Source organism: Aestuariibacter salexigens DSM 15300 (genome assembly GCF_000429145.1).
Lineage (GTDB): Bacteria > Pseudomonadota > Gammaproteobacteria > Enterobacterales > Alteromonadaceae > Aestuariibacter > Aestuariibacter salexigens.
This window is the reverse complement of sequence record NZ_AUBH01000003.1, coordinates 248,674-274,397: the sequence shown is the minus strand read 5'-3', so window position 1 is coordinate 274,397 and position 25,724 is coordinate 248,674. Positions and strand designations below refer to the sequence as shown.

The window sequence follows — 25,724 nt, the reverse complement described above, 5'->3', positions numbered from 1 at the left end:
TTTTTGTGCAAATTTATCAGTTATAACAATTAATTCGTCATCGCGACTGGCATCTTCTGGAGCGACTTTGTTATCATGCACCGCAAATAATAAAGAGTTGCATGCGAAACGCCTATAGCTGCGCAGCGTAAGCAGTGTTTTTTTACCTTACAAGCAATTATGATACCTTGTGGCGTTGTAATTGCATAATGGCGTTAAACTGAGTTTGCAATCGCAAAATTAAAAGATGGATTCTCTACATTTATGATCGATAACCTGCAGTTGGTGCCCTTATTCACTGCCTTTTTCGTCGCGCTTATTCTTCTCGTCGTTATGACACCACTGGCGCATCAACTTGGATTAGTGGACCATCCCTCAGGGCGTAAACAACATTCTGGTATTGTGCCCCTGACGGGCGGCGTAGCAATGTTCCTCGCTGTGTTGATGGCCAGCCTTGCGACAGACGTCTGGTTGAAAAATGACCCATTGTTTTTTACTGCTGCGGCCTTCATTGTGTTGCTCGGGATGCTCGACGACAAATTTGATCTGAGCGCCAAAGGGCGTTTGGTGTGTCAATTTGGCGTTGCCGCGATAATGGCATGGAGTGCACAGAATTACATTACGTCGCTGGGAAACATCGTTGGGTTTGGAGAAGTTAACTTAGGACTGATAGGTTATTTCTTCACATTGATATGCGTCGTTGGGGTGATCAATGCGTTCAACATGATAGACGGCATTGATGGTCTTGCCGGTGGCATGAGCCTGATTGTGCTTCTGAGCGTCGTTTTACTTATCGTGCTGTCAAACAGCACTAGCTTCATCATGGGGCCCCTTATCATTATTGCTGCGCTTATTCCTTTCCTTGCCTTCAATCTTTCCTGGAAAGGATTCAAAGGAAATAAGATATTTATGGGTGACTCAGGCAGCATGTTCATCGGCCTCACCATTGTATGGCTGTTGGTAGAGTACACCCAAGGTGGAGAGCCAGTAATGAGACCAATTACTGCGGTGTGGTTAATTGGGTTGCCATTGATGGACATGGCAGCCATCATGTACCGCCGTGCTCGAAAAGGTCAATCTGTCCTTCGTCCAGACCGTAAGCATCTGCATAACATTTTCATGCGAGCAGGTCTGTCTCCTACCGCATCTCTGATGGCGATCCTGTTGTTAGGAGCACTATATGCCATCATTGGTATCACTGGTGAATTGTTAAACATCCCAGAATACGTCATGTTCTGGTCGTTTATTATGCTTCTGGTGGTCTACAGCGTGATCATTCAGAATGTGTGGCGTATCATAAAAATGCTGAAGTCTTTCACATTTTACAGGCTGTGAGTTTAACTGCACTATTTTAGAGCGGTTGAAGTCGGTCATATCACCAAAATAGAGATTTATTTCTCTAAATCTGCTATCTTCCAGCGCGTTTTAACTCCAAGATTACGCATTCGTTTTCTTTGGTTAGCAGCGGACTCTTTATTACGTGAAATCATACTCGACACTATCTGATACGTCATATGACGAGTTCTACGATGTCGTAGTCGGTATGGCAGTGTACAGTGGTGACCGTCTTGAGTGGCTGCAAAGTGCCGTCGAGAGTATCCTGTCACAGACGCACTCGTCAGTGTGCCTTAGCGTTATTATTGATGGTCCGGTAAACGATAAAATAAGTAAATATCTCGAGGAAACTGCGAGTACCGATTCGCGAATGCGGTTGTTCGCGCTAGATGATAATCGTGGCCTCAGCGCATGCATGAATGTAATTATTGAAGCTGAGCTTGCCCGCCAATCTCCCGCACCGTATTTTTGCCGCATGGATGCTGACGATATTTCATTTTCGGAGCGGATTGAAAAGCAAGTCAGTTACTTACGTGAGCATCTGGATGTGTGCGTGCTGGGTAGCGGTTTAGTTGAAGTCAACGAATTAGGTAGAATCGTAGGAAGCAGAGAACTTCCGGCTAACCATGAAGATATCATTCGCATGTTGCCAAAGCGCTGTTCATTAAATCATCCAACCGTCATGATAAGAACATCAGTATTTGAAAAAGGGTACCGATACGACGAGTCATTGCGTAATACACAAGACTATTTTCTGTGGGTGGACCTTGCAGCTGCAGGGTTCAGATTTGCCAATTTAAAGGAAAAGATGTTGTCTTTTCGACGCGTCAATGACTTTTACAAGCGCCGAGGGTTGAATAAAACGTTGAATGAGTTTAAAGCACGGTTCTACGCTATGCGAAAACTCAAACATTTTACAATAGGTAGCGTTTTTTATGCCTTGTCCGTGCTAACACTACGCATAATGCCCTCGAAAATCATTAAATTAGCGTATAAACTCGATCGCCATCTGTTAAAGAAAAGATCTGAGCGATGAAAACTGGCGCCGTAATCGTACTGTTTAATCCTGATGTTGAGTCTGTCTCCAGGCTTCTTACTGAGGTTGAAAAACAAGTCGATGTCGTGTGCATAGTCGACAATTCGCCGCAGCCTGCCAAACTCTGCCTGCAATTTGATGGCTTAAACTACCACCATTTCCCTAACAACGTTGGTATCGCCGCTGCGCACAATATTGGGTTACGCGATCTGATGCTTTCAGATTGCCAATATGGTGTGCTATTCGACCAAGACAGTGAAATATCGGCTAACTTTGTTGTTAACCTCATCAACTCTATGCAGGTCGCGCAACATGTAGGCAAACCATTACTTGCCATTGGCCCTAAGATAATCTGCTCATTTTCCGACCGGCGAGTAAGGCCGAGAGTGCAGAAGGCAATCTATAACCATGAACAATTTGAATGTGTCAGTCAGATTATTTCGTCTGGAATGCTGATTGAACTGGATAAGTTGGATTCAACAGGACTAAAAGAGGAAGGCCTCTTTATAGATGGGGTTGATCATGAGTGGTGTTGGCGCGCAAAACAGCAGGACTTGTCTGTGGGTATAGCCAAAAACGTTGAGATGGTGCACAGGCTAGGTGATTCGAGAAGCCAATTTGCGGGTGTCACCTATAAGGTTGGCTCACCCATCAGACTCTATTATCAATTTAGAAATATACTTTTACTGGTCAGAAGAAGTTACGTACCAAAGTACTGGAAGATGCGAAATCTATGCGTGATGCCAATACGTCTTTTGGCCAATAGTATTTTACAAGAAAATCGCCGCGAAAGACTGAAATATATGCTTAAGGGAATATGGGACGGTCTGCATATGCGTGACGGCTCATATGCTGACAACTGGAAAAGATAAGCCCTGTGATACAGGGAATATAAAAAATTGGTGTTATATGTGGGGTAAAGGATGAAGGTTACCGTATTTGGGATTGGCTATGTTGGCCTGGTGCAAGCGGCCGTTCTTGCTGAAGTAGGACATGATGTTGTTTGTGTGGATGTTGACCAGACCAAGGTCGACAATCTCGAAAAAGGCATCATCCCCATTTATGAGCCCGGTCTGACACCACTGGTAAAGAGCAATTTCGAGGGCGGCAGACTGACGTTTACCACCGATGCAAAGAAAGGTGTCACGCACGGTGAGGTGATTTTTATTGCGGTGGGTACGCCTCCTGATGAAGATGGTTCAGCAGATCTCAAGTACGTCCTTGCCGTGGCATCTACGATTGCTGAGCACATGCAAAGCCACAAGATTGTTATTAATAAATCAACGGTTCCGGTAGGCACTGCTGACAAGGTACGCAGCAAAATCGCTGATGTGCTAAAAGAGGCTGGAAAGTCTGTCACTTACGACGTGGTCTCTAACCCGGAATTTTTGAAAGAAGGTGCCGCGGTAAATGACTGTATGCGACCTGATAGAATTATTCTCGGTACCAGCAGTGAACGCTCAGAGAAAAAGCTGAGAGAACTGTATGCGCCATTTAATCGCAATCACGATAAGGTGATTGTGATGGATATCCGCAGTGCTGAACTCACGAAATATGCAGCCAACTGCATGCTGGCAACAAAAATCAGCTTTATGAATGAGATGGCTAACCTGGCTGAACGCTTTGGTGCAGATATTGAGCATGTCAGACGCGGTATCGGTTCAGACCCGCGCATTGGCTATCAGTTTATTTATCCGGGCTGTGGTTACGGCGGCTCATGTTTCCCTAAAGATGTGCAAGCGCTTATTCGTAGTGCAAATGGGGTAGGGTATACACCACAAATACTTGAGTCTGTTGAAGCGGTTAATTATCGCCAGAAAGAGAAATTGTTTGAGTACATTCAACGCCACTTCAATGGCGCATTGCAAGGTAAAACGGTGGCCCTGTGGGGACTGTCTTTCAAGCCGAATACCGACGACATGCGCGAGGCGTCAAGCCGAGTACTGATGGAAAAACTCTGGGATGCTGGCGCTATCGTGCAAGCCTATGATCCTGAGGCAATGGAAGAAACCCAGCGTATCTATGGTGCCCGTGAGGATCTGAAATTAACTGGTACCAAAGAAGCGGCACTGTCAGGCGCCGACTTTCTGGTGATCTGCACAGAATGGCAGGCGTTCAGAGCGCCAGATTTTGAACACATTAAACAATCGCTGAAACAACCGCTTATTTTTGATGGACGGAATCTATTTGAACCGGCTTTGATGGTGGAATATGGTTTGCATTACTACGCCATAGGTCGAGGTTTATCAGTACAGGAACAATAATATGAGCCAAGTAAAAAAGGCCGTGATCCCGGTCGCTGGATTAGGCACCAGAATGCTTCCCGCCACTAAGGCAATCCCAAAAGAGATGCTGCCGGTGGTGGATAAGCCACTTATTCAATATGTGGTAAATGAATGCGTTAATGCAGGCATCAAAGAAATCGTGCTTGTCACGCACGCCAGTAAAAACAGCATCGAGAACCATTTCGACACGTCCTTTGAACTCGAAGCGACGTTGGAAAAGCGTGTAAAACGCCAGCTGTTAGAAGATGTACAGGCCATCTGTCCCAAAGACGTTACTATCATGCACGTTAGACAGGGGGTTGCCAATGGGCTTGGACACGCCATTCTGTGTGCTAGACCTCTGATCGGCGATGCGCCGTTTGCAGTTGTGCTGCCAGACGTGATCATTGATGATGCGGCGTCGAACCCTAAAAAAGATAACCTGGCGGATATGGTTGCCAAATTTAATACCAGCCGCGTTAGTCAGGTGATGGTTGAACAGGTTCCGCAGGAAGACGTGACCAAATTCGGTATCGTCGATTTGGAGGGCGCCAGCATTGACCCGGGTACGTCGGCGAAAATTTACGCCATGGTCGAGAAGCCAAGCCTTGACGAAGCCCCCTCAGACCTCGCAGTAGTCGGTCGCTATGTGTTGTCACAGGCTATCTGGGATCTGCTCGAATTTACCCCGCCTGGAGCAGGTGGCGAAGTTCAGTTAACAGATGCCATTGCCGCGCTGATGAAGGTTGAGCAAGTTGATGCCTACTACATGAAGGGAAAAAGTCATGATTGTGGCAGTAAGCTTGGCTACATGAAGGCCAACGTGGAATACGCACTACGCCATCCTGAACTCAAAGACGATTTCGCTGCCTTTCTGAAAGCATTTCAATAATAATAACGCTCCCTGACCAGTCAGGGAGCGCTTACTTACACTGTCAGGTACTGACTCAGTTTTCGCAGAGTCTTCTCGCCAATTCCTGTCACATTTGTGAGCTCTGTCACGCTCGTAAAACTTCCAATGGCATTACGATACTCAATAATCGCTGCGGCCTTTGCAGGGCCTATTCCTGGCACAGATTCCAGCTGAGACTGCGTGGCATCGTTAATGTTTAGCTTGACGGTTACCGCACTGGACTGCGTGACAGGAGATGTCTGTGCGGCTTGACTGTGATACACAACACCGGCACTGAGTAACGTTAATAACATCAGTGGTGCAATCGATTTCTTCATATGATTCATCCTTGTATTCCTCTAGGTTCCATGAAAGATGCAAAGCTGCATCGTTTGCAACTGTAGCGGTGGGAATAGAGTCCGTAAAGATCAGAAAAAGTACAGCTTTACGCTACGCAAATAAAAAGCCGGGCCTCTTAGAGCGCCCGGCTTATCATCACAAATAAGCTCACTTATAGTCTGTCAAGCAGCGCCTGAGTGAAGTCAGTGGTACCGTGCTCGCCACCCAAATCTCGGGTAGTGCGATCGCCGGTTTCGATGACGTCTTTTAGTGCCGCGCGGATTTTCTCTGCTTTATCACCCATGTTCAGGTATTCAAGCATTTGCACTGAGGCAAGGATCACAGACGTTGGATTGGCTAGGTTTTTACCGGCAATATCAGGCGCAGAGCCATGTACTGCTTCAAAAATCGCGCAGTCTTTACCGATGTTAGCGCCCGGCGCCATGCCCAAACCGCCGACCAAGCCAGCACACAAATCTGACAGAATGTCACCAAACAGGTTAGTGGTCACGATGACATCGAACTGATGTGGGTTCATCACTAACTGCATGCAGCAATTATCAACAATCATTTCTGCAGATTCGATATCTGGATACTTCTCGCCAATCTCACGAGCCACTTTCAAAAATAAGCCAGAAGTCGATTTGAGAATGTTGGCCTTATGCACGGCAGTGACCTTTTTACGGCCTTCACGGCGTGCCAACTCATATGCGAAAGTGACGATGCGCTCAGCACCTTCGCGAGTAATTTTACTCATCGCTTCGGCTTCGCTACCGTCTGCTGATACGACCTGTCCAAGTCCAGAATACATACCTTCGGTGTTCTCACGAATGGTGATGATATCAATATCTTCGTAACGCGCCTTGGTGCCTTTGAATGACAATACTGGACGCACATTGGCATATAGCTGGAATTGCTTACGCAGGCTTACATTGATTGAGGTGAACCCTTCGCCAACTGGCGTGGTCAGTGGACCTTTTAATGTCACGCGATTTTTTGCAATCAGGTCCAGGGTGTCCTGGGGCAATAATTCGCCATGGTTTTCCAGTGCTACCAGTCCTGCATCAGCAAACTCGTAATGAAAGTTACAGCCTACTTTGTCGAGGATCTGCAACGCAGAATCAATAATATCAGGACCAATTCCGTCACCTTTTATGACGGTAATCGATTGTTGAGTCATGTCGAATTCCTTATGGATAAAGTTGATGCCGTATCAGCAACACGAAAGCACAGGTTTACGGCACATTAGGACGCTCAGAAACGGGGCGCGAGTTATAGCATTAGCACGCTCGGATTTCCAGCTAAGCGAGTCGTAAACCGTTGGGGCTGCCCAAGCGGGGCTACCGATTAAACTTTCAATTATATCCGAGCGCGGCAGTAATGCGTATTTATTGCCGAGATAAACACTATTCATCCTGGCTATAGGGTTTGATATCTTAGTCAAATCGGGCAGCGTGCTTGAGCCTCTGCTGCGCTTTGTTGTGCGAAAGTCACTAATGACGTTTCAGTTAGATTAAAAATCTGTCTGGCCTGAGCGAGATATTCTTCTGTCATTACACATGTCGGCTGATCAGGAAAAAATAATTGCCGTGACAATGCCAACGCCGTTCCTACGCAGGTGCAAACTGTACGTAGAGATGGAGGTAACTGTTGAGGCAACGTGGCGTGCTGCTGAATGGCGATTAAAAACGTACGCGGCTGGTGCCACGCCAGCGCAAGTGAGTGGGTGTGCTTGGCAAGCCCTTGTTGGTCGTTAGATTCAACAAGTTGGCATGCATCAAACAAGCGCCCTGTTGAGGGCTGCCAGTTAGTCGCGACTTTGAGACTGGGATGGGTAAAAAGCGGTGAGCAGACAAACAGAGTGAGTAAACTGATTTGCTCCGCAAGGTAGTGCATAGACTGCACCTTGTCAGTTGCCACATGATGCGCCAGTCCCGCTGCCATGTAAGTGGCGAGCTGCGTAAATTGATTAACGTGAGGACGGACGGGGAAGTGGTGCTGATTAAGCCGGTGCGACAGTGCCCGCTCGGTCAAAATACTCACTGTGCGTTCAAAGCCGTGCATCATCAGACTTTGTCTGACAGTCCTGGCCGGCAGCTGCAGGCGACTGATCTGGGTCGCCGAATCTTGTATATAGCTGGCAAGCAACGGCTGCCGCTCGATCAGGTCGCTCAGTTCTGAGGTATTCACGCTAGGTTGTTGGACCTTATCCTGAATGTTGAGTAAGTCTGGTGGCGGTGACGTGACTTTAAACGTAGGTTGTGCCACAGGCCTTCTCAACGAATCGTTTAAAGCGTCTGTTTGCCACTCCTGATTCCACCACTGGTCCATCACATGCCAACCGCGAGGTGGTGAAGTCTTATAAATTTGTCTTATTGATGGCCAGCGATTTATCGAAACGGTTTCAGTATTGCTCTCCATGTTAAAAGGGGCTGCCTTTACCGCTTTGTCAGTAACTCGTGTGATGATAACGGGTATCTGCCCCTCCTCAGTACGGTGGTTCAGGATGCTGCCCGGTGGCAGTGTGCCAGGAAAATCAATAAGCGAATTGATGAGATGCATGCACTGAGCGGGCAGTGCCAGTGCGATTTGTTTCAGCGCGGCAAACATGGTCATTTGCGGCGCTGGAGTATTGGCGGTGATTGGTAAAGACAGGGATAACGCTATCAGTACAATTTGCTGATGGGTCGTTAAATGCGCTGGCCAGCCATCTGGCCGCAACCTTGAGGGCTCTATGTAGTGAGTCACTTCCTGACTCTGTAACCAGAGATGATGACCGGTTTTCTGCAACGCCAACTTGAGCCGTTTATCATCAACGGTGGGTATCGTTGAACGTTCTCTACTTAACCAGTCTTGCCACGCTTTTTGAGGTGATATAACACAGGTCAGCGCAGCGCACACTAACTGTTGAGTCGCGGTATCGTTTAGATGATTGCGTATTGCCACGGTTGCCGTCAGTATACAGACGTTTAATGACAACTGAGATAATGTTTGGACATTGGCTTTGGGTAAGAGTATTTGTGCGAAAAGCGGCTCTGGATACTGCTTTAATTCAGTTATAAGCTGCGCGGAAAATTGTCGCGAGGCCTGGATATGTTTAACACCAAAGGCGTGCTGGTGATGTAAGGTAACCAGCGCAGTCAACTGGCTGTATAGGCCTTTAATGCGCTGCGCATGGCAATGAGGCTTGTCGGCTGCACTCACAATAGACTGATGTCGTCGTTAGCTATCCTGATAGGTTTGGTAGGCATCGTCACCCCACGCAATAAGTACGTCGTTTTTGAAAAGCAGTGGCGTACATTCATCCATTGTGGTGATGCCATCAGCAGTCTTGTGCTGAGTTCGATAAAACATTACCTGCAGCTTGTCACCGCTGCTGATTTTGGCCTCTGTGATGTCCGGTGCACTCAATAACTGCATCACAGAGTCGCGACTCGCGCCTAGTTCCAGGGTGCCAATTTTCACTTTGTTATAAGCTTCACGGTCTTCCCAGTCCATGTTATCAGGTGAATCCGGGAACAGGCTCATAACGGATATGGCGAGGCCAATGTACACAATAAAGCCTGCGATCACGTATTTAACTACTTTAGTATTCATCTTGCCTGTCTCTTATGCTTTGCTCTATTGTAACGCAGTCAGTGGCGCGTCAATGCACATTTAACGCGGATCCTGCCATACTTGTCGTATCTGATACAGCACGTTATCGTGTTATTTCGTAACAAGGTACGTACGTACTGCCTGGTAGCTTCATTCTGTGCTGCAGAGCAAACGAACGCAGAAGATTGTCCATCATTTCCATCAGGCGGGGTTCTCCGGACAGTTGGAAAGGCCCTTTCTCACGAATTTGCCGAATTCCCTCACCTTTCACATTGCCAGCAACAATACCTGAAAACGCTTTACGCAACGCAGCAGCAAGCTCTGCGGTGGGCTGTTCTGTGTGCAAGTCTAACTCTGCCATTGAATCATGGGTGGGCACAAAAGGGGCCTGAAATGATGGGGCGATTTTCAAAGACCAGTTAAAGTTAAATGAGTCGCCCATTTCTCTGCGGTATTGCTCAACCTGTTCCCGTTCCGTGCTGATGTAGTGCGCGACAGCAGAAGGATCATCAATAATAATTTTATATAAACGTTGCGCCTTTTCACCTAGTGTATTGGCGACAAAGGTGTCAATAGAATGAAAATAGTCAGCACTCTCTGCCGGTCCGGTAAGAACGATAGGCAGACGCTGTTGGGCATTTTGCTCATCAAGCATAATGCCGAGAATATAAAGTAGTTCTTCCGCTGTGCCCACGCCGCCGGGGAAGATCACTATGCCGTGTGCGATGCGCACAAACGCTTCGAGGCGCTTTTCAATATCCGGCATGATCACTAATTCGTTGACTATCGCATTAGGCGGTTCCGCGGCAATAATACTCGGCTCTGTCACTCCCAAATAGCGACCAATGCGATAGCGTTGCTTGGCGTGGCCTATCGCAGCGCCCTTCATTGGCCCCTTCATCGCACCAGGACCACATCCGGTACAAATGTTCATTTCCCGTAGGCCGAGCTGATAACCTACGTCTTTTGTGTATTCATACTCGCAGGTATTGATGGAGTGGCCACCCCAGCACACTACCAGATTCAGGCGTTCGCCACCCGATATGGCATCTGAATGGCGCAGGAAATCAAACACCATGTCAGTCTGATTACCAAACTGGGCCAGGGAAGACATGCGTCGCATGTCATATTTTATGCCCATGTAAAGCAAATCCCGCAAGACCGCGAAAAGGTGCTCATGAACACCTTTTATCAACTTACCATCTACAAAAGCATCAGGCGGCGGATTGACCAGTTCAATTTTCACACCTCGCTCGCGTCGAACGAGGCGAACGTCAAAATGCTGGTAGGGGCCAAATACCTGTTCGGGATCATCTTTTTCAACACCGCTGTTGAGCACGGCCAGGCAGCAGTTGCGGAATATCTGGTAGAGATCGCTGTCGGTCGAATTTTGCAGCAGGTCAACTTCCCACTGGGACAATTGGCTCATCCATCCTACGGGGTTTAATTGTACTGTCTGCATAATAACGCTAGTCCTTGCTGATAATGACGAGATTGCGACCGCTGTTTTTCGCCTGATACAGGTTTTTATCAGCGCGTTCAAACACGTCTTCTACCGTCTCTCCTGAATTGAAGCAGGTTGCGCCGAACGATGCAGTGATGGTGACTTTTTCCTGTTTGAATTTGAACGGCAATTTTTCAAGCTTTTTGCGAATGGTTTCTAACGGTTTGTGCAAATCCTCAAGCTTGGTATCCGGGAAGAGCATAACAAATTCTTCCCCACCCCAACGGGCCAGAAAGTCTGTACTGCGCAGGCAGTCGCCAATATGCTTGGCGAGAATTTTCAGTGTTTTATCTCCTGCGGCGTGGCCGTACTTGTCATTAATCGACTTAAAACGGTCAACATCGACAATGGCCACACACAGTGGACTACCGGTTCGTTTGTGACGGGCGTATTCGGTTTCCATACGTTCATCGTAGGCGATACGATTAGCGACTTTGGTCAACGGGTCAGTGTGGGTTTCAATCCGCTGATCGATCAATTTTTTGCGATAAGTGTTAGTTTGTTTTTCGAGCCTTGTCAGCTGTGATTGCATTTCACTGAGCAGTTTTACAACCTTAAGCTCTTCTTTCTGGTCAGCCTTTTCTTGCGCGTTCAGGGTGCTGGACAGTTTTGCCAGATAGTCATTCGCCTGCTCTTTGAGTTTTTGCAGATCATCAGAGTCTGTCACCATGTCGCCAAAATCACTCAACTGGGCACGAATTACCTGAGTATTTTCCTGTTTCGCCTCGAATGCGGCCTTGGTCGATTTGACAGAATCTCCTACCGTAGTTTGCATACTGATCAGAGACTGATGCATTTCACGCACGAATTTGTCGGCTAGTTCCGCTTCTTCAATTAAATCCCTGACGATGATTCGAAGCAGCAGTAAGCAACATTCCAACAATTCTGTCTGGCTGATGCCGTCGAGGATCCGTTGGCGGATCTGTTGCAGCTGTTTGTCTTGCTTGTTGGCCTGGAAGAATTGCTCAACTAACGCCTGCAATTCTGCGGAAATCTGGGCATGCAATTTAGCATTGCCAGCCCGGCTCATTTTGTCAATTGGCGCAGCTTCGGTGACCTCTTGCTCATCGTCACTCGCTTTAGACGTTGTCGTGACTGGCTTTGTGGCTGGTGCAGAGCGCAGGTTCTTCAGCGCACGCTGGTACAGGGCAAGGACACTCTCAAACTGCGGCGTTGAACTAAATGCAGATTGCATGTTGCCGCTTAGCTTATTTAAAAAACGTGTTGCTTCGACGCGAATATCTTCTGATACCGAATCGTCACCCTGCAATTTTTTAATTGCACTTTCCAAAATGCTAAGCGTGTCGGTCGTATGCTTACGAAAATTCTGACTGCTCTGCATCAGCATCGACGTCAGCTTCTTGATACTTACGGCGGCAAACGTGTAATTGGGATTGCCGGACAGGTGGCCACGCAAGGTTTGCAACTCTTGGTCGAGTTCCGGAAACGCACCGTCGTAAAAGTTAGTTAACCTGACCAGAAACTGTGAGAGCAATTCATTTTGCTGTTTCAGCGATTTGAGCTGCTTTTGCTCATAGCCGCCGGCTCCGCTTGTTGGCCGTTTACTTTGATTCATCCGTCTTTCTGCTCACGCACTACCGCATTTTTCATAAAAGTATAGCGGCAACTATTTGTCTTGTATTGTTATTTCCGTTAAGTGCACTAAACGTCATTGACGAGCCAGTCTTCGCGTGTCCGGGATTGCCTCGAAATTGCTTCTGAACGGATTAATATCGAGTCCGCCCCGTCGCGTGTAACGAGCGTAAACACTCAGCTTTTCCGGCTTACAATAAGCACTGATATCGTGAAAAATACGTTCCACACACTGTTCGTGAAATTCGTTATGCTGGCGGAATGAAATGAGATATTTAAGTAGCGAGCCGTGATCTATTTGTGGACCCTGATAATGGATTTGTACGCTGCCCCAATCCGGTTGGTTGGTGATTAGACAATTGGATTTAAGCAGGTGGCTGACCAGTGTCTCGCTAGCGAACTGTTGACTCTCAATCTTTAACAGGTCGGGACGAAGTTGATAATGTTCGACCTCAATATCCAGATTATCGATGCAGGTACCGTTAAAGTTATCGATGGTCTGGCCAACAAAAGTGTCAACATCGAACAGCGATACATCTACTGGTAAGCCCGCACATGCTGAGAGATCACGGACCAGCGTATCGACCACGTGTTGTTTATCTGCAAACCGAGTTTGAATAAAACTATTTAAATACAACTTAAAGGACTTTGATTCTATCAGATTGGCAGAGTCTGCCGGAACGTCACACTGCATGATAGCGACACAAGGCTTACCTCGCTGGTTAAGCCAGCTTAACTCGTAACCTGTCCAACGATCTGTCCCTGTGAACGGCAAACATGCACCAAACTCGAACTCAGCACGGTTGATACTTCGAGGCACGGCTTGTAATAACGACGGGTCATATTGATCACTGTATTCCACAGGTTTTCCCAGACTCAGGCTATTCATCACATGCCCTGATTCATTTGCTAATTTTTTTGTCATCAAATGGGCTCACTCGTTACAATGCGCGCATTGTAACGGCAATGGGAAGCAAAATGCCAAATTCTATCGACCAGGCGCTGGATAACTTATTCGACATGTTTCTTTCCACTGCACCGGAATCATCACGCCTTGTGGAGTTTGACCCGAAATGGCCCTCACCTTGTTACCAGAGCAAAGGTAAAACTGGCGAGCATGTCATCTGGACGCCTGTGCTTTGTGAGCCTTCATTGCGCCTGAGTAATGTAGAAGCCGGAATGGATATTCAACTACACGACGATCTGCACCGTTATTTCGGACGCTATTTTAGCGACAATCTCGACTTGCAAACTGAGCGTGGCAACTTGCAGCTGCTGTTTGCCTGGAATGAATCTGATTTTGATCGCCTGCAACAGAATATTATTGGTCATCTATTGATGAAACAACGCCTTGAACAACCGCCCACGGTATTTTTCGCTGTGACCGACGAGGAAGATTTTATACTGACCGTTGATAATGAAAATGGCGCTGTCATGCTCGAACAGGTTGGACTTCCGCCCACCGAGCAACTGGCTCCTGACCTGGCCACTTTTATTGGTTCACTCACGCTGCCTGAGCAAAAGATCATCGATTTGAGCCTGTAATGCCGTGATGGCTTGCAGCGCATTTTCCATCTGCTGTTCCAGGTTTGTCAGTCGTTGTTCAGTAGTCATAGGCAGCGACTCAACAAAGCTGTGTTCACTGCTGCGAACACTGTTCGGATCCTCCTGCCAGCGCTTCAGTACTCTTATGACCTCAGGCAGCGGTAGCGTTCTGTCACTTTTATTTCTAATTGTCGCAACGCTGGGAACTTTCCCCTCGCTTTGAAGTTGCTGACACAGCGACACAATGTAATCAGTGAGATTATTCATGATCTGGTCAAATTCACTAGAAAATAATCTTACTCGCAATTCTAGGCAGGTCAGTGGACTGAGTAAAATATATAAACCCATGTAAAACAGATAGTTACGAAGTTGGCCCCATATTTGAATAGCGCAAGGTAGGTTTACGTAACTGACATTAATGAAAGGATAAAAAATGAAAAAAACTCTGGGTGCTTTACTGATTGGTGGTTCAGTGTTGTTGAGCGGCTGTGTAATTTCAGTTGGTGGTGATGGTGTAGATGGATACCACTCAGATTGGCAGAAAACCGAGCGTGACAACCGTGAGGCCATTGCAAACTTTGCAATCGGTATGAGTGAAAAAGACGTGAAAAGGCGTCTGGGAACACCTGACTTCTCAGAGCGTATGGTCAAACAACAGGACGAGTACCAGATCCTTTATTATCGTACTCAGCGTCAACACGACGATGGCATCACTACCAAAGATGAGTGCACACCTCTGATCATCAAAAATGGTGAGTTAGTAGGGTGGGGTGACGCGGTCATGGCCTCGCTGTAAAAGCATTCTTTTGTTCGGGCGTATCCCATGCTGGTGCGCCCATTTTCCTCAAAAAATCACTCCGTTAATGAATTGTTAACAAGCGCACTAAACTGCGATACATTGAAGTATAAATATCAGGTGAAGCGAAACACTTCGTCCCCACGCAGGAGTTTTTATTATGGCCATTGCTGCGCACGCCCATGTCAACGTAGAAAATATCAAAGCCATTTACCTTACCGCTGAAGATCTGAAAGTTGCTGCGTCTATCCTGTACAACGCCTATTTCGATGATCCGCTGTTTGTGGATATCTTCGAGTCCGAGCGTGAAGGCTATGAGAGCCGTCTGCGCTCGGCAATCAGAGAAGAATTAAACGCTTTCTGGGTTGCCAAACAACCCATGGTTGGTCTGTTTGATGATGAGCGATTGCTCGCTGTTGCTTGTCTTACGGGCCCTGATTCGGCGTTTGGGGCAGGAAGATACTGGCACTGGCGGCTGAAAATGCTGTTGACTGCGGGCTTTTTCGGTACTCGACAAATGCTGGAGAAAGAGGAACTGGTACGTCAGAAAATTCCTGCCGAAAATTTTCACATGTTGTCGTTTATTGCCGTCCATCCCGACCTTCAACACCATGGCCTGGGGCATGTACTGATGCGCGCAATCGACTCCGTATTACTTGAAGATCATAAGAGTGAAGGCGTGGCGGTATATTGCACGTTGCCCAAGTGTCTGCCGTTTTTCGAAGACGGTGATTATCATTTGATTGATGACCTGCAAGTCGGCCATATCACCGGTCAGGTGATGTTTCGAAAGCGCCCGTGATATGCATGTAAGTCTTTTGTTATTCATTCTGTAAGAGATATCTTACAAGTGTGTAGGATAAGCTTATTTTGTCGCTCAGGTCATGGACGTACAAAAATCATAACGCTTTGGTTTTTAATGAAAAATTAAGAAATCAGTAGGTCGGGAACATGAATTTGGCGATAAATGAACAGCAACACTGTGGTGTAAGTTTGTAATTGCTATATCTTTGTAGATGTCACAGGGATACACGACGGGTCAGGAAGACACACGGACGACTTTACGGACAAGCAATGGAATGTTCTTACCGCGCTGGAAAGCGGTGTTAGGGAGAAGGACAAGGTTGGGACACCTTTGGGACAACTTCAGGACGAAGAATGCTGTGGGTAGGAAGGACAGCGATACGAGGACAACGGAACAGGACCTATTCAGGAAGAATAGCTCGCTTAGGAAGAGTGAGATAAAAAGGAAAGGGGCGTAACGGATTTTATCGGGAAGATTTTATTGCAACGGAACGCTGAGAGGGACGCTCAAAATTCTATAAAGAGGCAGCGCATAGCGCTGCCTTTTTCCGTCTCAAGAGCAGTCAACTGGACACTAGTTAATTCTGTGCGGTGGGATGTCGATGCCCGTTACCGTGTTGTCCAACAAAGTGATGTGGCCGGTGTAGCGGTCTTCTCCATTGCCTGAGAATTCAAATGCATACTCTGCCTTCCAGGTTATTTTGCCTCGCCACGTCGTTAAACGGGTTTTTATCCTGGCAATAGAGATAAGTTGTAGCTGGTGCGTATCACAATATTGTTTAAGATATGCATGGGCCGTTTCAGCCAGCGCGCGAAGCTTCCAAAACTGTAAGGCAATAGCGCAGATGCAGGCTAGCAGTAATATCTCAAACAGCATCAGGCTTTACTTCTTGTCACAGAAGAGGCACCACTATTGCTAAATAACGAGCCTATCGCTTTTGACATCGCATCGGAGCGTTCAGGGTTGCGTATCGCCCCAAGCATGTTAGTGCGAATATCAGGTATGGCAACCAGATCGCGGTAAAGAGGTGCAAACCATCGGCCATCGTCCACGCTTGCGCATGTTTCAAGAAAATGTGCCAGCAAAGCATTATCACCAAATCTGTGCCAGTGCCGCCCCGCAATAACGGTCAATAAATCTGCCCCGCGCAGTGCGGGCTCATCCAAAAGTTTAGTAATAAATGCGTTGACCTCGCGGTTATCCTCAGACTGAGTGAGCGCGCGTAATATTGCCATTTGTATGCTGCTATCGGATTGCTCACGGGCCAGGTTAAGTAAGGTGCTGGTCAGGTCTGAAGAGACGGGGTAGTGCTCCATCGCGCCAAGCAATATGTTCAAAAATGCCGGAGAAAGAGAAGGTAACGCTTCAACAAACCGCTTTTGCCACTGTTGTTGAGGCATTTTAGCTGCCAGATCAGCAATGCCCTGATGCGCGAGTGTTCGCCAGTCAATCACACTGGGTGATTGTAAATAGTGTTGTACCGCAGCGAAATGTTGTGATTCAGGCAGCTTTAACGTCGCGCGACTAAAGCTATTAAAGTCTGCTAATAGTGATTGAGATGGAACGAAGCTATAAGGATTATCAGGCAATCTGGCCTGGGTATCGTTTTGCGGCTCAAACGTGTCGCCTAATGCATCAATTATGATCTGCAAAAAGTGCTGCCTTGATGCACCGACTACCCGACTTTGTTCATCGATAGGCAGCTTAATAAACCATACGTAATGCTGAGCTGATTGAGAGCGGTTAAAAAATACAATACCGCACCAAAGATGGCCCTGACGTGGCCGGGGGACGGGCAGGCTGCCATGCTCGATGTCCAGAAACGTTTGGCCATCCAGTTCGCTAATGGTGCGTCCCATATCAAAAACCCGATATTCGGTACCGGCATGCAGGAGAAATTCACTGATTGTCGAGATTTCGCTCATATTTACTATTTGATTTCGTTACAATTGACTGCTGTGCCGAGGCTCATAGAGTTGCGCGGCGAATGCACGCCATTTGCTTTGCTTGAATGGCGGCAAGTATATCGTAAAATTTGCCTGCATACCTGCTTAGGAGAGTGTCTGGGTGTCCAACCTACCTGCCCACCATCAATTGTCAGCACTATTAACCGACCTTACTGCGGCGCTCAGGTGTGCTGGTTTGTGGTCTGAAAAAACGCCCAGCGCACAGGCTTTGTCCAGCCCTCTGCCTTTTTGCTGTGATTCGCTTGCTTTCGAACAGTGGCTACAGTTCGTATTCGTGCCGCGGTTACAGCATTGTATTGCACACAATCATCCCTTGCCAGAGCGCAGTGCCATACTACCCATGGCCGAAGAAACGCTGTCGTCACGACAGGGTAACAAGCACATTTTTACGGTGCTCGCCTGCATTGATGACTATATCAATAGCCAGGCAGACACGTAGCCATGAGTCTCACTATTCTCTATCAGGATGAAGACATGGTTGCCGTGCACAAGCCTTCGGGTTTGTTAGTGCACCGGAGCCTCATTGATAAACGTGAAACTCAGTTTGCTATGCAGATGGTCAGAGACCAGATTGGACAACATGTTTACACGGTGCATCGACTCGACCGGCCCACCAGTGGTGTGTTGCTGATGGCGCTATCGAGTGAAGTGGCCAGACAGCTAACCGAGCAGTTTAGCGAGCGGACGGTGAATAAAACCTACCATGCGATAGTGCGTGGCCATACGCAGCCTGAACTTACTATTGACTATGCGTTGAAAGAAAAGCTGGATAAAATCGCCGACAAGCACGCGCGTCAGGACAAACCTGCGCAACCCGCGATAACCGAGATGCAGTGCCTTACAACATTTGAATTACCCTTTGCCGTAGGACGCTACAGTAGCGCTCGATATTCATTGGTAAAATTGTGCCCGCACACGGGCAGGAAGCATCAGTTAAGGCGCCACATGGCACACATCAGCCATCCTATCATGGGTGATACCACTCACGGTGACGGTAAACACAATGCGTTTTTACGAGCTCAATTTGGATATCAGGGACTAGCACTATGCTGTTCTAAACTGCAACTGTTGCATCCGCGTAAAAAGACCCCACTATTGATTCAAACCGAGTTGGACAGCCGCATGCAAAAGCTTATTGCTGCATGGGGAATGGAACGCTCAGCACTCAGACGTCTTTGGAGTAATTAAATGGCAGATATCAGTATCTTTGTCGGATCAGTGTATGGCAACGCACAGCATGTTGCCGAGCAGGCACAGCAAAAATTAGAAGAGCATGGATTGGAAGTGGATGTTTTTACAGATCCGGATATTGATAACTTTACCAACGCCAATGCGGTTGTGGCGATAAGCTCTACAACAGGGCAGGGAGATTTACCCCCTAATGTGGAACTTTTCGTATCAGATCTGCGCGATACCTTTCCTCTGATGAATGGCAAGCCTTTCGCTGTCGCCGCGTTAGGAGACAGTAGCTACGGTGACACCTATTGTGGAGGCGGACGCCAGTTTTTTGAGTTATTTACGGAATTACAGGGTAGCGCGGTGGCTGACATGCTTGAGATAGACGCCTGTGAGACGTTGGAGCCTGAAGAAGAAGTGGTGCCCTGGCTGGAAGGATTGATCCCCGCACTTACCAAGGCATAACCGAAAATATGACGACGGTGCTGATATTACTCAGCACCGCGTAGTAGCGCATTGATGCCGACTTTTGCCCGGGTTTTCGCATCCACTTTTTTGACGATAATGGCCGCATACAGGCTGTAAGATCCGTCTTTTGATGGCAAATTGCCCGGCACGACCACAGCACCCGCTGGCACTCGACCATAGTGCGTCTCACCCGTTTCACGATCGTATATTCGCGTACTCTGACCGATATAAACACCCATTGAAATCACCGCGCCCTGCTCGACGATAACGCCCTCGACAATCTCAGATCGGGCACCGATAAAGCAATCATCTTCAATGATAGTGGGGTTTGCCTGCAGAGGCTCCAATACGCCGCCAATGCCAACGCCCCCAGATAAGTGCACATTCTTACCTATTTGTGCGCAGCTACCCACTGTGGCCCAGGTATCCACCATGGAGCCTTCATCGACAAATGCACCGATATTGACATAAGAAGGCATGAGTACCACATTTTTGCCAATGAAGCTGCCGGTGCGAACCGCCGCCGGTGGCACCACACGCATGCCCTCGGCCCTGAATTTATCTGCATCATAATCGTCAAATTTCAGCGGCACTTTGTCGAAAAAACGGCTCTCGGCACCATCAATGACCTGATTGTCATTGATTCTGAAGTACAACAGCACGGCTTTTTTAAGCCACTGGTGTACCACCCATTCGCCGGCTATTTTTTCAGCGACGCGCGCCTGGCCACTATTTAGCAGCTCGATGGCATCTATCACGGCTGATTTGATCACTGGATCGACGCTGGATGCAGTGATATCTGCGCGTTGTTCAAACGCATTTTCGATAATATTTTTTAGTTCTGACATGCTTCATCCTGGGGTTCGGACTGATCTAATAGCTGAATAAGGCGTTTTCTCAATTCGACCAGTTGGTTCTGATCCAATGCCGTATCCTGTTCATTGGTAATAATAAAAAGATCCTCAGCGCGTTCACCGATGGTGGAAATCTTGGCCATCTTCAGCGAGATATTCAGATCCACAAAAAGATGCCCAATTTTGGCAAGCATGCCCGGCGCATCGAGCGCTTCAAGCTCAACCAGCGTGACATCTTGATGGCTACCGTAAAAACGGACTTTGGTTTTCACATCCAATTGTTTCATCTGGCGCGACATCTTGCGCTGATTGGTATGGGAGCGACCTGGTTTCTCCAACTGTGACACGATAGCCTGCTTCAGGCTTTTCAATCGACTGGGTGATGTGATCCGCTCGCCATCATGTTCGAGGATCACAAACGTATCGAATGCAAAGCCATCGGTGGTACTCATAATTTGTGCATCATGGATGCTGCAATTACGACTATCCAGCACCGATGCTACCTGAGCGAACAATGCGTGGCGGTCACGACCGTAAATAATGAGCTCGGTGCCGGATTTTGAGATGCCGGGATTCAGATCTACGACCAATAATTCCTGATCTCTTACATCGGCATCCAGGATCACATTGGCATGCCAGACCAGCTGTTGTGGCTTAAAGCGCGCAAAGTAATCATTGTCCATGCGCTGCCAAAACGTGTTCAGACGCGCTTCATCGGTACCGTTTTCTAACAGCACTGCGCGCGCTTCAGCTTTGTGTTGGTCAACACGCTCCTGCAACGTAAATTCACACTGTAAGCCATTGTCCAAGGCTTTTTGTGTCATTAAGTAAAGCTCACGCAATAATGAAGCTTTCCACTCATTCCACAAATTATCATTGGTTGCACGGATATCGGCGAGCGTAAGTGCGTAAAGATGATTTAGATGATTATGGCTACGCACTTTGGTCGCAAAGTCTGCAATGACCTCTGGGTCGTAAATGTCTCGTCTTTGTGCAACAACGGACATTAGCAGGTGGTGCTCTACCAGCCATTGCACCAGGCTGGCATCTTCTTTACTGAGATCGTGACGCTGTGCAAAATTAGCGACATCTTTGGCGCCAAGTTTGGAGTGGTCGCCGTTCCTACCCTTGGCAATATCATGAAATATGGCAGCCAAAAAGAGCAGCTCGGGTTTGTCTAAGTTACGTACTATCCTGCCACTGCGAGGAAACTCTGTATTATCCTTAGAAAAGTAATGGTAGACATGCTTGACCAGACGGTGCGTATGCTCATCAACGGTGTAGGCGTGGAACAGGTCAAATTGCATCATACCAACAATATGATCCCACTCGGGCAGGTACGCCTGCAAGATGCCATGTTTGTGCATAATGTCCCAGCCCAGACCAAAAAATGCCGGCTGTTTCATTAGCTGCATAAACAACTGTCTGCATTCCATGCGCTCACAAAAATACTGATGCTGAAATTCACGCCTCGCATTGCGTAACTGGCGCAGGCAGTCCGTGTCCAGACCTCGCGCATCCGGTGTTTCCGTGACCAGTAATAAAAACTGTAAAATCGACTCTGGTTGGGCGAAAACGTTGTCATGAGATGGGCTAATCAGACCGTCATTGAGCATGAAGTCCTGATTGATCTGAACAGACTGTTTGACCTTTAAAGACAAAATGTCGGCTTGGAAACGTTGCAGTAACATGTCATTTAGCTCGCGCACGCGTCGCACAATACGGAAAAACGATTTCATCATGCGTTCAACCGATGCTTTGCCTTCACTACCGTACCCGAGCATTTCAGCGACATCGGTCTGATAATCAAACAGCAGGCGATTTTCGCTTCGCCCTGCGGTCATGTGTAAGGCAAACCTCAGACGCCATAGCGCTGAGCGACACTCAATCAGCTCATTGTATTCGCTTTCGGTAAAGTACCCATGGCCGACCAATAATTTCCCGTCGAACACATTGAAATGCTTTTTTGCCACCCAGCCAATCGACTGAATATCCCGCAAACATCCGGGATTTTCCTTTACATTCGGCTCAAGGTTATAGGAGGTGTCATGAAATTTCGCATGACGGGCACGTTGCTCTTCCAGTTTAGCGACAAAGAAATCTTTGCTGCTCCAGAACCTCGGACTATGGGTCCGCTCGTTAAGTTCAGCAAGGGTATCGTGACAGCCAGCCAGGTATCTCGCTTCGACCAGATTAGTCGCAATAGTGATATCTTCTTTGGCAAGCTTTATCGTTTCTTTGATCGTGCGAACCGACTGACCAACATCCAGACGACTGTCCCACAGCAACGTGATGAATTGGCTAATCTTGGCCGTCACATCGTCATTGATGCGCCTGCGGCTTAGTATCAGCAAATCTATGTCAGAATAGGGTTGTAGCTGCCCCCGACCGTAGCCGCCCACAGCCACCAAAGCGAGGTCTTTGACCTGGTCCAGTTGCAGGAGTTTCCATGCATGTCGCACCAGTGCGTCGATAAACGCGGCCCGACCGGTCACCAGTGTATCGACTTCCATGCCGTCAAAATCGGCCCGTAACCACGCATAGCTGTTGTCGACACATTCTCTGAAGGCCGCAGTGTTATCGATGCTATTGATACGTTTGATCTGACCAAGAAGACTATGCAATGACAACGCCTTACCTCTCTCTTTGCGCCATTCCTGCTGATGCTATACACCAGCTTGTAAACATCAGCTGTGTGAAATGATTCGTGGGATCGTCTCTTCGTCGCGATGCGTCAGAATCTCAACACCGTCATCTGTCACCAGCAGTGTATGTTCCCACTGCGCGCTCAGACTGCGGTCTTTGGTCACGACGGTCCATTGATCTGGCAGTAGTTTAGAATACCTTTTACCCGCATTAACCATCGGCTCGATGGTAAAACACATGCCAGGTTCGAGTGCCTCGCCAGTACCCGGGCGTCCGTAATGCACTACCTGAGGCTCTTCATGAAAGTTTGCACCAATACCATGTCCACAATATTCTCTGACGATAGAGTAATTATGTTTTTCGGCATGCTGCTGAATGATGTGGCCAATGTCGCCCAGTCGCACGCCCGGACGCACCATTTCGATTGCCATGTACAAAGACTCTTGTGTCACCCTGATAAGCCGCTCAGCCATGATGCTGGGTTTACCAACGACAAACATCTTGGAGGTGTCACCGTGATACCCCTCTTTTTTTACCGTGACGTCGATATTGACAATATCACCGTCTTTGAGTTTTTTATCTGATGGGATCCCGTGGCAAATGACGTGATTGACCGAGGTGCAAATCGATTTTGGGAAAGGGGGGTGGCCATAATGCAGCGGAGCGGGAATACCGCCCTGTACATTTACGATATGGTCGTGACAGATAGTATTTAACTCATCAGTGGTCACGCCTTTTTTCACATGCTCACCAATAAGCGTCAGGACTTCTGCAGCGAGCCGTCCGGCGACGCGCATTTTTTCGATTTCTTCAGGTGTCTTGATAATCGCAGCCAAAACTCAATTCCAATGCAATGACAGATATAAACGTAAAAAACGGCCGTTATGGTAACGTGTCATGACAAATATGTATATAAATCGACAACGCCACACGTAACGCGTTTTCTTGAATAAAGTTGTCCGACATGATATAAAGCGCGCGCTTTTTGCCGGGGTCTGTAAATTTCATGTAGATTCCTAGCTGAAATGCACCGTATTTATATTTAAACAACACACATACATCGACACCGCGTTCGGGGTGTCTTGCCAAGATTGGCGGGATCGAACAAGGGGATGTATGGAGGCCTAACCCCAATTGAGGACAATATAATGGCAAATGTTTCAATGCGTGACATGCTGCAAGCCGGCGTGCACTTCGGTCACCAAACTCGCTACTGGAACCCGAAGATGAAGCCTTTCATTTTCGGCGCTCGTAACAGAGTACATATCATCAATCTGGAAAAGACGGTTCCTTTATTCAACGACGCGCTGTCTTACCTGTCAGGCGTAGCGTCTAAGAAAGGTAAAATCCTGTTCGTCGGCACCAAGCGTGCAGCCAGTGAAGCCGTTAAAGAAGCAGCAAATCAGTGCGACCAGTTTTATGTAAACAAGCGCTGGTTGGGCGGCATGCTGACTAACTGGAAAACAGTTCGTCAGTCAATCAAGCGTCTGAAAGAGCTTGAGCAGCAGAGTCAGGACGGCACGTTCGAGAAGCTGACTAAAAAAGAAGCGCTGATGCTTCAGCGTGAAATGGACAAGCTTGAGAGCAGCCTGGGCGGTATCAAAGACATGGGCGGTCTGCCTGACTGCTTATTCGTTATCGATGCAGATCATGAGCACATTGCTGTTAAAGAGGCACGTAACCTGGGTATTCCTGTGGTTGCTGTTGTTGATACCAACTCTGATCCAGACGGCGTTGACTTCATTATTCCTGGCAATGACGACGCGATCCGCGCTATTCAGCTTTACCTGAGCGCCGCAGCAAGTGCTATCAGTCAGGGTCGTGAACAGAACCTGGAAGTACAAGCTGAGCAGGACGATTTCGTAGAAGCTGCTGAGTAATCATCGCAGCGCAACAACCTTTCTGAGGTTGCGAAGAAAATATCGTTCAGGGGGCTGTTTACAGCCCCTTTACTTTACCGAATCGATTAACGTTTATTGAGGATTATCAAAATGGCAGTGACTGCAGCACTGGTAAAAGAACTCCGCGAGCGCACTGGCGCGGGTATGATGGATTGTAAAAAAGCTCTGGTTGAAACCGACGGTGATATCGAGCTGGCAATCGAAAACATGCGTAAGTCTGGTCAGGCGAAAGCCGCTAAAAAAGCCGGCCGAATCGCTGCTGAAGGTGTGATTCTGACCAAAGTGTCTGGCGACAAAGCCAGCATGTTAGAATTGAACTGCGAAACCGATTTCGTAGCCCGTGATGAAAACTTCCTGGCTTTCGGTAACATGCTTATCGACCTGGCTGCTGAGAACAACATCAGTGATATGGACAGCCTGAACGCGTTAGAAGTTGATGGCGAATCTATCAGCGTTAAACGTGACAACCTGGTCGCGAAAATTGGCGAAAACATTTCACCTCGTCGCGTAATCAGTGTTGAAGGCGGCAATCTGGGTGCTTACGTACACGGTGGTCGCATCGGCGTAATCGCGATTCTTGACGGCGGTGATGAAGACTTAGCCAAAGACGTAGCAATGCACGTAGCAGCCTCAATGCCTCAGTACGTTAAGCCTGAAGACGTGCCGGCCGAAGTGGTTGAGAAAGAAAAAGCTATCCAGGTTGAAATCGCTATGCAATCTGGCAAGCCTGCCGATATCGCAGAGAAAATGGTATCTGGCCGCATGAAGAAATTCACTGGCGAAATCAGCCTAACTGGTCAGCCTTTCGTTAAAGATCCTTCGGTTAGCGTAGGTGCATTGCTGAAGAGCAAGGGTGCTGACGTGATCAACTTCGTTCGTTTCGAAGTGGGTGAAGGCATCGAGAAGAAGAGTGAAGACTTCGCTGCTGAAGTTGCCGCTCAGATGGCTGCCAACAAGAAATAATTGCACGCGTGGCTTTTGCCACCTAGCAATGTCAGCTACACTACGGGCACCTCAATTGAGGTGC

General features: G+C 47.8%; 27 protein-coding genes. 13 read left to right on the top strand and 14 right to left on the bottom strand.

Annotated elements, in window-relative coordinates:
* The first annotated feature begins 243 nt into the window (after nt 1-243).
* The 5 genes from wecA (at nt 244) to galU (ending at nt 5,506) form a co-directional block, all read left to right on the top strand.
* The gene (wecA, locus tag G441_RS0107125) at nt 244-1,314 is read left to right on the top strand and encodes a UDP-N-acetylglucosamine--undecaprenyl-phosphate N-acetylglucosaminephosphotransferase (protein WP_026375711.1); all 1,071 of its coding nucleotides are present in this window, start codon (nt 244-246) and stop codon (nt 1,312-1,314) included.
* A 145-nt stretch (nt 1,315-1,459) separates the two neighbouring features.
* Nucleotides 1,460-2,350, top strand: a complete 891-nt coding sequence (locus G441_RS0107120; RefSeq protein ID WP_034474656.1) for a glycosyltransferase — start codon at nt 1,460-1,462, stop codon at nt 2,348-2,350.
* Complete coding sequence (locus G441_RS0107115) at nt 2,347-3,222, top strand: glycosyltransferase family 2 protein (protein WP_026375709.1); 876 nt, start codon at nt 2,347-2,349, stop codon at nt 3,220-3,222. Before G441_RS0107120 ends, G441_RS0107115 begins: the two co-directional genes overlap by 4 nt.
* A 51-nt stretch (nt 3,223-3,273) precedes the next feature.
* Nucleotides 3,274-4,614: a UDP-glucose dehydrogenase family protein gene (locus tag G441_RS0107110; protein ID WP_026375708.1), complete on the top strand. Its 1,341-nt coding sequence runs from the start codon at nt 3,274-3,276 to the stop codon at nt 4,612-4,614.
* Nucleotide 4,615: 1 nt separating this feature from the next.
* Nucleotides 4,616-5,506: a UTP--glucose-1-phosphate uridylyltransferase GalU gene (gene galU, locus G441_RS0107105; RefSeq protein ID WP_026375707.1), complete on the top strand. Its 891-nt coding sequence runs from the start codon at nt 4,616-4,618 to the stop codon at nt 5,504-5,506.
* A gap of 35 nt (nt 5,507-5,541) precedes the next feature.
* On the opposite strand, the gene G441_RS0107100 is transcribed toward galU, so the two are convergent.
* The 7 genes from G441_RS0107100 to queF all read right to left on the bottom strand — a co-directional run bounded on the left by G441_RS0107100 (nt 5,542) and on the right by queF (nt 13,464).
* Nucleotides 5,542-5,844 carry a ComEA family DNA-binding protein gene (locus tag G441_RS0107100; RefSeq protein ID WP_026375706.1) on the bottom strand — a complete coding sequence of 101 codons (303 nt, stop codon included), beginning with the start codon at nt 5,842-5,844 and terminating at the stop codon, nt 5,542-5,544.
* A 173-nt stretch (nt 5,845-6,017) separates the two neighbouring features.
* Nucleotides 6,018-7,025: an isocitrate dehydrogenase gene (locus tag G441_RS0107095; protein ID WP_026375705.1), complete on the bottom strand. Its 1,008-nt coding sequence runs from the start codon at nt 7,023-7,025 to the stop codon at nt 6,018-6,020.
* Nucleotides 7,026-7,285: 260 nt separating this feature from the next.
* Nucleotides 7,286-9,049: a hypothetical protein gene (locus G441_RS0107090; RefSeq protein ID WP_026375704.1), complete on the bottom strand. Its 1,764-nt coding sequence runs from the start codon at nt 9,047-9,049 to the stop codon at nt 7,286-7,288.
* An 18-nt stretch (nt 9,050-9,067) separates the two neighbouring features.
* Nucleotides 9,068-9,442: a DUF3192 domain-containing protein gene (locus G441_RS0107085; RefSeq protein ID WP_026375703.1), complete on the bottom strand. Its 375-nt coding sequence runs from the start codon at nt 9,440-9,442 to the stop codon at nt 9,068-9,070.
* Nucleotides 9,443-9,545: 103 nt separating this feature from the next.
* Nucleotides 9,546-10,904, bottom strand: coding sequence for a nucleotide 5'-monophosphate nucleosidase PpnN (ppnN, locus tag G441_RS0107080; protein ID WP_026375702.1), 1,359 nt, complete (start codon nt 10,902-10,904; stop codon nt 9,546-9,548).
* A gap of 7 nt (nt 10,905-10,911) precedes the next feature.
* Nucleotides 10,912-12,522 (bottom strand): GGDEF domain-containing protein, encoded by a 1,611-nt coding sequence (locus G441_RS0107075; RefSeq protein ID WP_051275400.1) that lies wholly within the window; start codon nt 12,520-12,522, stop codon nt 10,912-10,914.
* 93 nt (nt 12,523-12,615) lie between these two features.
* Nucleotides 12,616-13,464 carry an NADPH-dependent 7-cyano-7-deazaguanine reductase QueF gene (gene queF / locus G441_RS0107070; RefSeq protein WP_034474655.1) on the bottom strand — a complete coding sequence of 283 codons (849 nt, stop codon included), beginning with the start codon at nt 13,462-13,464 and terminating at the stop codon, nt 12,616-12,618.
* A 53-nt stretch (nt 13,465-13,517) separates the two neighbouring features.
* Between queF and syd the strand changes: the two genes are divergently transcribed.
* Entirely contained in the window at nt 13,518-14,084 is a 567-nt protein-coding gene (syd, locus tag G441_RS18150; RefSeq protein ID WP_051275417.1) for a SecY-interacting protein, read from the top strand.
* Here the strand turns inward: syd and G441_RS18145 are convergent.
* Nucleotides 14,040-14,351, bottom strand: coding sequence for a hypothetical protein (locus tag G441_RS18145; RefSeq protein ID WP_156896300.1), 312 nt, complete (start codon nt 14,349-14,351; stop codon nt 14,040-14,042). The two genes, syd and G441_RS18145, sit on opposite strands and share 45 nt — an antisense overlap.
* Nucleotides 14,352-14,517: 166 nt before the next feature.
* Between G441_RS18145 and G441_RS0107055 the strand changes: the two genes are divergently transcribed.
* Complete coding sequence (locus G441_RS0107055; protein ID WP_026375699.1) at nt 14,518-14,880, top strand: DUF3192 domain-containing protein; 363 nt, start codon at nt 14,518-14,520, stop codon at nt 14,878-14,880.
* Between the two features lie 160 nt (nt 14,881-15,040).
* Nucleotides 15,041-15,682 carry a GNAT family N-acetyltransferase gene (locus tag G441_RS0107050; protein WP_026375698.1) on the top strand — a complete coding sequence of 214 codons (642 nt, stop codon included), beginning with the start codon at nt 15,041-15,043 and terminating at the stop codon, nt 15,680-15,682.
* Between the two features lie 576 nt (nt 15,683-16,258).
* Here G441_RS0107050 and G441_RS0107040 read toward each other — a convergent pair.
* Complete coding sequence (locus tag G441_RS0107040; protein WP_051275399.1) at nt 16,259-16,561, bottom strand: DUF3301 domain-containing protein; 303 nt, start codon at nt 16,559-16,561, stop codon at nt 16,259-16,261.
* Nucleotides 16,561-17,610, bottom strand: a complete 1,050-nt coding sequence (locus G441_RS0107035) for a DUF3549 family protein (RefSeq protein ID WP_026375695.1) — start codon at nt 17,608-17,610, stop codon at nt 16,561-16,563. Before G441_RS0107035 ends, G441_RS0107040 begins: the two co-directional genes overlap by 1 nt.
* 142 nt (nt 17,611-17,752) lie before the next feature.
* On the opposite strand from G441_RS0107035, the gene G441_RS0107030 reads away from it, so the two are divergent.
* Genes G441_RS0107030 through G441_RS0107020 form a run of 3 tightly spaced genes read left to right on the top strand, consistent with a single transcriptional unit; the run spans nt 17,753 to nt 19,293 of the window.
* Nucleotides 17,753-18,091 carry a YqcC family protein gene (locus tag G441_RS0107030; RefSeq protein ID WP_205622163.1) on the top strand — a complete coding sequence of 113 codons (339 nt, stop codon included), beginning with the start codon at nt 17,753-17,755 and terminating at the stop codon, nt 18,089-18,091.
* 2 nt (nt 18,092-18,093) lie between these two features.
* Entirely contained in the window at nt 18,094-18,840 is a 747-nt protein-coding gene (gene truC / locus G441_RS0107025; RefSeq protein ID WP_026375693.1) for a tRNA pseudouridine(65) synthase TruC, read from the top strand.
* Complete coding sequence (locus G441_RS0107020) at nt 18,841-19,293, top strand: flavodoxin (RefSeq protein WP_026375692.1); 453 nt, start codon at nt 18,841-18,843, stop codon at nt 19,291-19,293.
* Between the two features lie 26 nt (nt 19,294-19,319).
* On the opposite strand, the gene dapD is transcribed toward G441_RS0107020, so the two are convergent.
* Genes dapD through G441_RS20010 form a run of 4 tightly spaced genes read right to left on the bottom strand, consistent with a single transcriptional unit; the run spans nt 19,320 to nt 23,804 of the window.
* Nucleotides 19,320-20,144 carry a 2,3,4,5-tetrahydropyridine-2,6-dicarboxylate N-succinyltransferase gene (dapD, locus tag G441_RS0107015; RefSeq protein ID WP_026375691.1) on the bottom strand — a complete coding sequence of 275 codons (825 nt, stop codon included), beginning with the start codon at nt 20,142-20,144 and terminating at the stop codon, nt 19,320-19,322.
* A complete protein-coding gene (gene glnD, locus G441_RS0107010) occupies nt 20,132-22,780 on the bottom strand; it encodes a [protein-PII] uridylyltransferase (RefSeq protein WP_026375690.1) in 2,649 nt (882 codons plus the stop codon). The genes dapD and glnD overlap by 13 nt, the downstream gene beginning before the upstream one ends.
* Nucleotides 22,781-22,837: 57 nt before the next feature.
* Nucleotides 22,838-23,632, bottom strand: coding sequence for a type I methionyl aminopeptidase (gene map, locus G441_RS0107005; protein WP_026375689.1), 795 nt, complete (start codon nt 23,630-23,632; stop codon nt 22,838-22,840).
* A 46-nt stretch (nt 23,633-23,678) separates the two neighbouring features.
* Nucleotides 23,679-23,804: a hypothetical protein gene (locus G441_RS20010; protein ID WP_276201940.1), complete on the bottom strand. Its 126-nt coding sequence runs from the start codon at nt 23,802-23,804 to the stop codon at nt 23,679-23,681.
* Nucleotides 23,805-23,944: 140 nt separating this feature from the next.
* Here G441_RS20010 and rpsB point away from each other — a divergent pair, with 140 nt between their 5' ends.
* Together rpsB and tsf are read left to right on the top strand one after the other, a co-directional pair.
* Nucleotides 23,945-24,676: a 30S ribosomal protein S2 gene (gene rpsB, locus G441_RS0106995; protein ID WP_026375688.1), complete on the top strand. Its 732-nt coding sequence runs from the start codon at nt 23,945-23,947 to the stop codon at nt 24,674-24,676.
* 111 nt (nt 24,677-24,787) lie between these two features.
* Nucleotides 24,788-25,660 carry a translation elongation factor Ts gene (gene tsf, locus G441_RS0106990; RefSeq protein ID WP_026375687.1) on the top strand — a complete coding sequence of 291 codons (873 nt, stop codon included), beginning with the start codon at nt 24,788-24,790 and terminating at the stop codon, nt 25,658-25,660.
* The last annotated feature ends 64 nt before the right edge of the window (nt 25,661-25,724 follow it).

Bases quoted from the DNA above. Each gene is read 5' to 3' on its own strand.
- wecA (WP_026375711.1), top strand. From the start codon at position 244: ATGATCGATAACCTGCAGTTGGTGCCCTTATTCACTGCCTTTTTCGTC.
- G441_RS0107115 (WP_026375709.1), top strand. From the start codon at position 2,347: ATGAAAACTGGCGCCGTAATCGTACTGTTTAATCCTGATGTTGAGTCT.
- G441_RS0107110 (WP_026375708.1), top strand. From the start codon at position 3,274: ATGAAGGTTACCGTATTTGGGATTGGCTATGTTGGCCTGGTGCAAGCG.
- galU (WP_026375707.1), top strand. From the start codon at position 4,616: ATGAGCCAAGTAAAAAAGGCCGTGATCCCGGTCGCTGGATTAGGCACC.
- G441_RS0107100 (WP_026375706.1), bottom strand. From the start codon at position 5,844: ATGAAGAAATCGATTGCACCACTGATGTTATTAACGTTACTCAGTGCC.
- G441_RS0107095 (WP_026375705.1), bottom strand. From the start codon at position 7,025: ATGACTCAACAATCGATTACCGTCATAAAAGGTGACGGAATTGGTCCT.
- G441_RS0107085 (WP_026375703.1), bottom strand. From the start codon at position 9,442: ATGAATACTAAAGTAGTTAAATACGTGATCGCAGGCTTTATTGTGTAC.
- ppnN (WP_026375702.1), bottom strand. From the start codon at position 10,904: ATGCAGACAGTACAATTAAACCCCGTAGGATGGATGAGCCAATTGTCC.
- G441_RS0107075 (WP_051275400.1), bottom strand. From the start codon at position 12,522: ATGAATCAAAGTAAACGGCCAACAAGCGGAGCCGGCGGCTATGAGCAA.
- queF (WP_034474655.1), bottom strand. From the start codon at position 13,464: ATGACAAAAAAATTAGCAAATGAATCAGGGCATGTGATGAATAGCCTG.
- syd (WP_051275417.1), top strand. From the start codon at position 13,518: ATGCCAAATTCTATCGACCAGGCGCTGGATAACTTATTCGACATGTTT.
- G441_RS18145 (WP_156896300.1), bottom strand. From the start codon at position 14,351: ATGAATAATCTCACTGATTACATTGTGTCGCTGTGTCAGCAACTTCAA.
- G441_RS0107055 (WP_026375699.1), top strand. From the start codon at position 14,518: ATGAAAAAAACTCTGGGTGCTTTACTGATTGGTGGTTCAGTGTTGTTG.
- G441_RS0107050 (WP_026375698.1), top strand. From the start codon at position 15,041: ATGGCCATTGCTGCGCACGCCCATGTCAACGTAGAAAATATCAAAGCC.
- G441_RS0107040 (WP_051275399.1), bottom strand. From the start codon at position 16,561: ATGCTGTTTGAGATATTACTGCTAGCCTGCATCTGCGCTATTGCCTTA.
- G441_RS0107035 (WP_026375695.1), bottom strand. From the start codon at position 17,610: ATGAGCGAAATCTCGACAATCAGTGAATTTCTCCTGCATGCCGGTACC.
- truC (WP_026375693.1), top strand. From the start codon at position 18,094: ATGAGTCTCACTATTCTCTATCAGGATGAAGACATGGTTGCCGTGCAC.
- G441_RS0107020 (WP_026375692.1), top strand. From the start codon at position 18,841: ATGGCAGATATCAGTATCTTTGTCGGATCAGTGTATGGCAACGCACAG.
- dapD (WP_026375691.1), bottom strand. From the start codon at position 20,144: ATGTCAGAACTAAAAAATATTATCGAAAATGCGTTTGAACAACGCGCA.
- G441_RS20010 (WP_276201940.1), bottom strand. From the start codon at position 23,804: ATGAAATTTACAGACCCCGGCAAAAAGCGCGCGCTTTATATCATGTCG.
- rpsB (WP_026375688.1), top strand. From the start codon at position 23,945: ATGGCAAATGTTTCAATGCGTGACATGCTGCAAGCCGGCGTGCACTTC.
- tsf (WP_026375687.1), top strand. From the start codon at position 24,788: ATGGCAGTGACTGCAGCACTGGTAAAAGAACTCCGCGAGCGCACTGGC.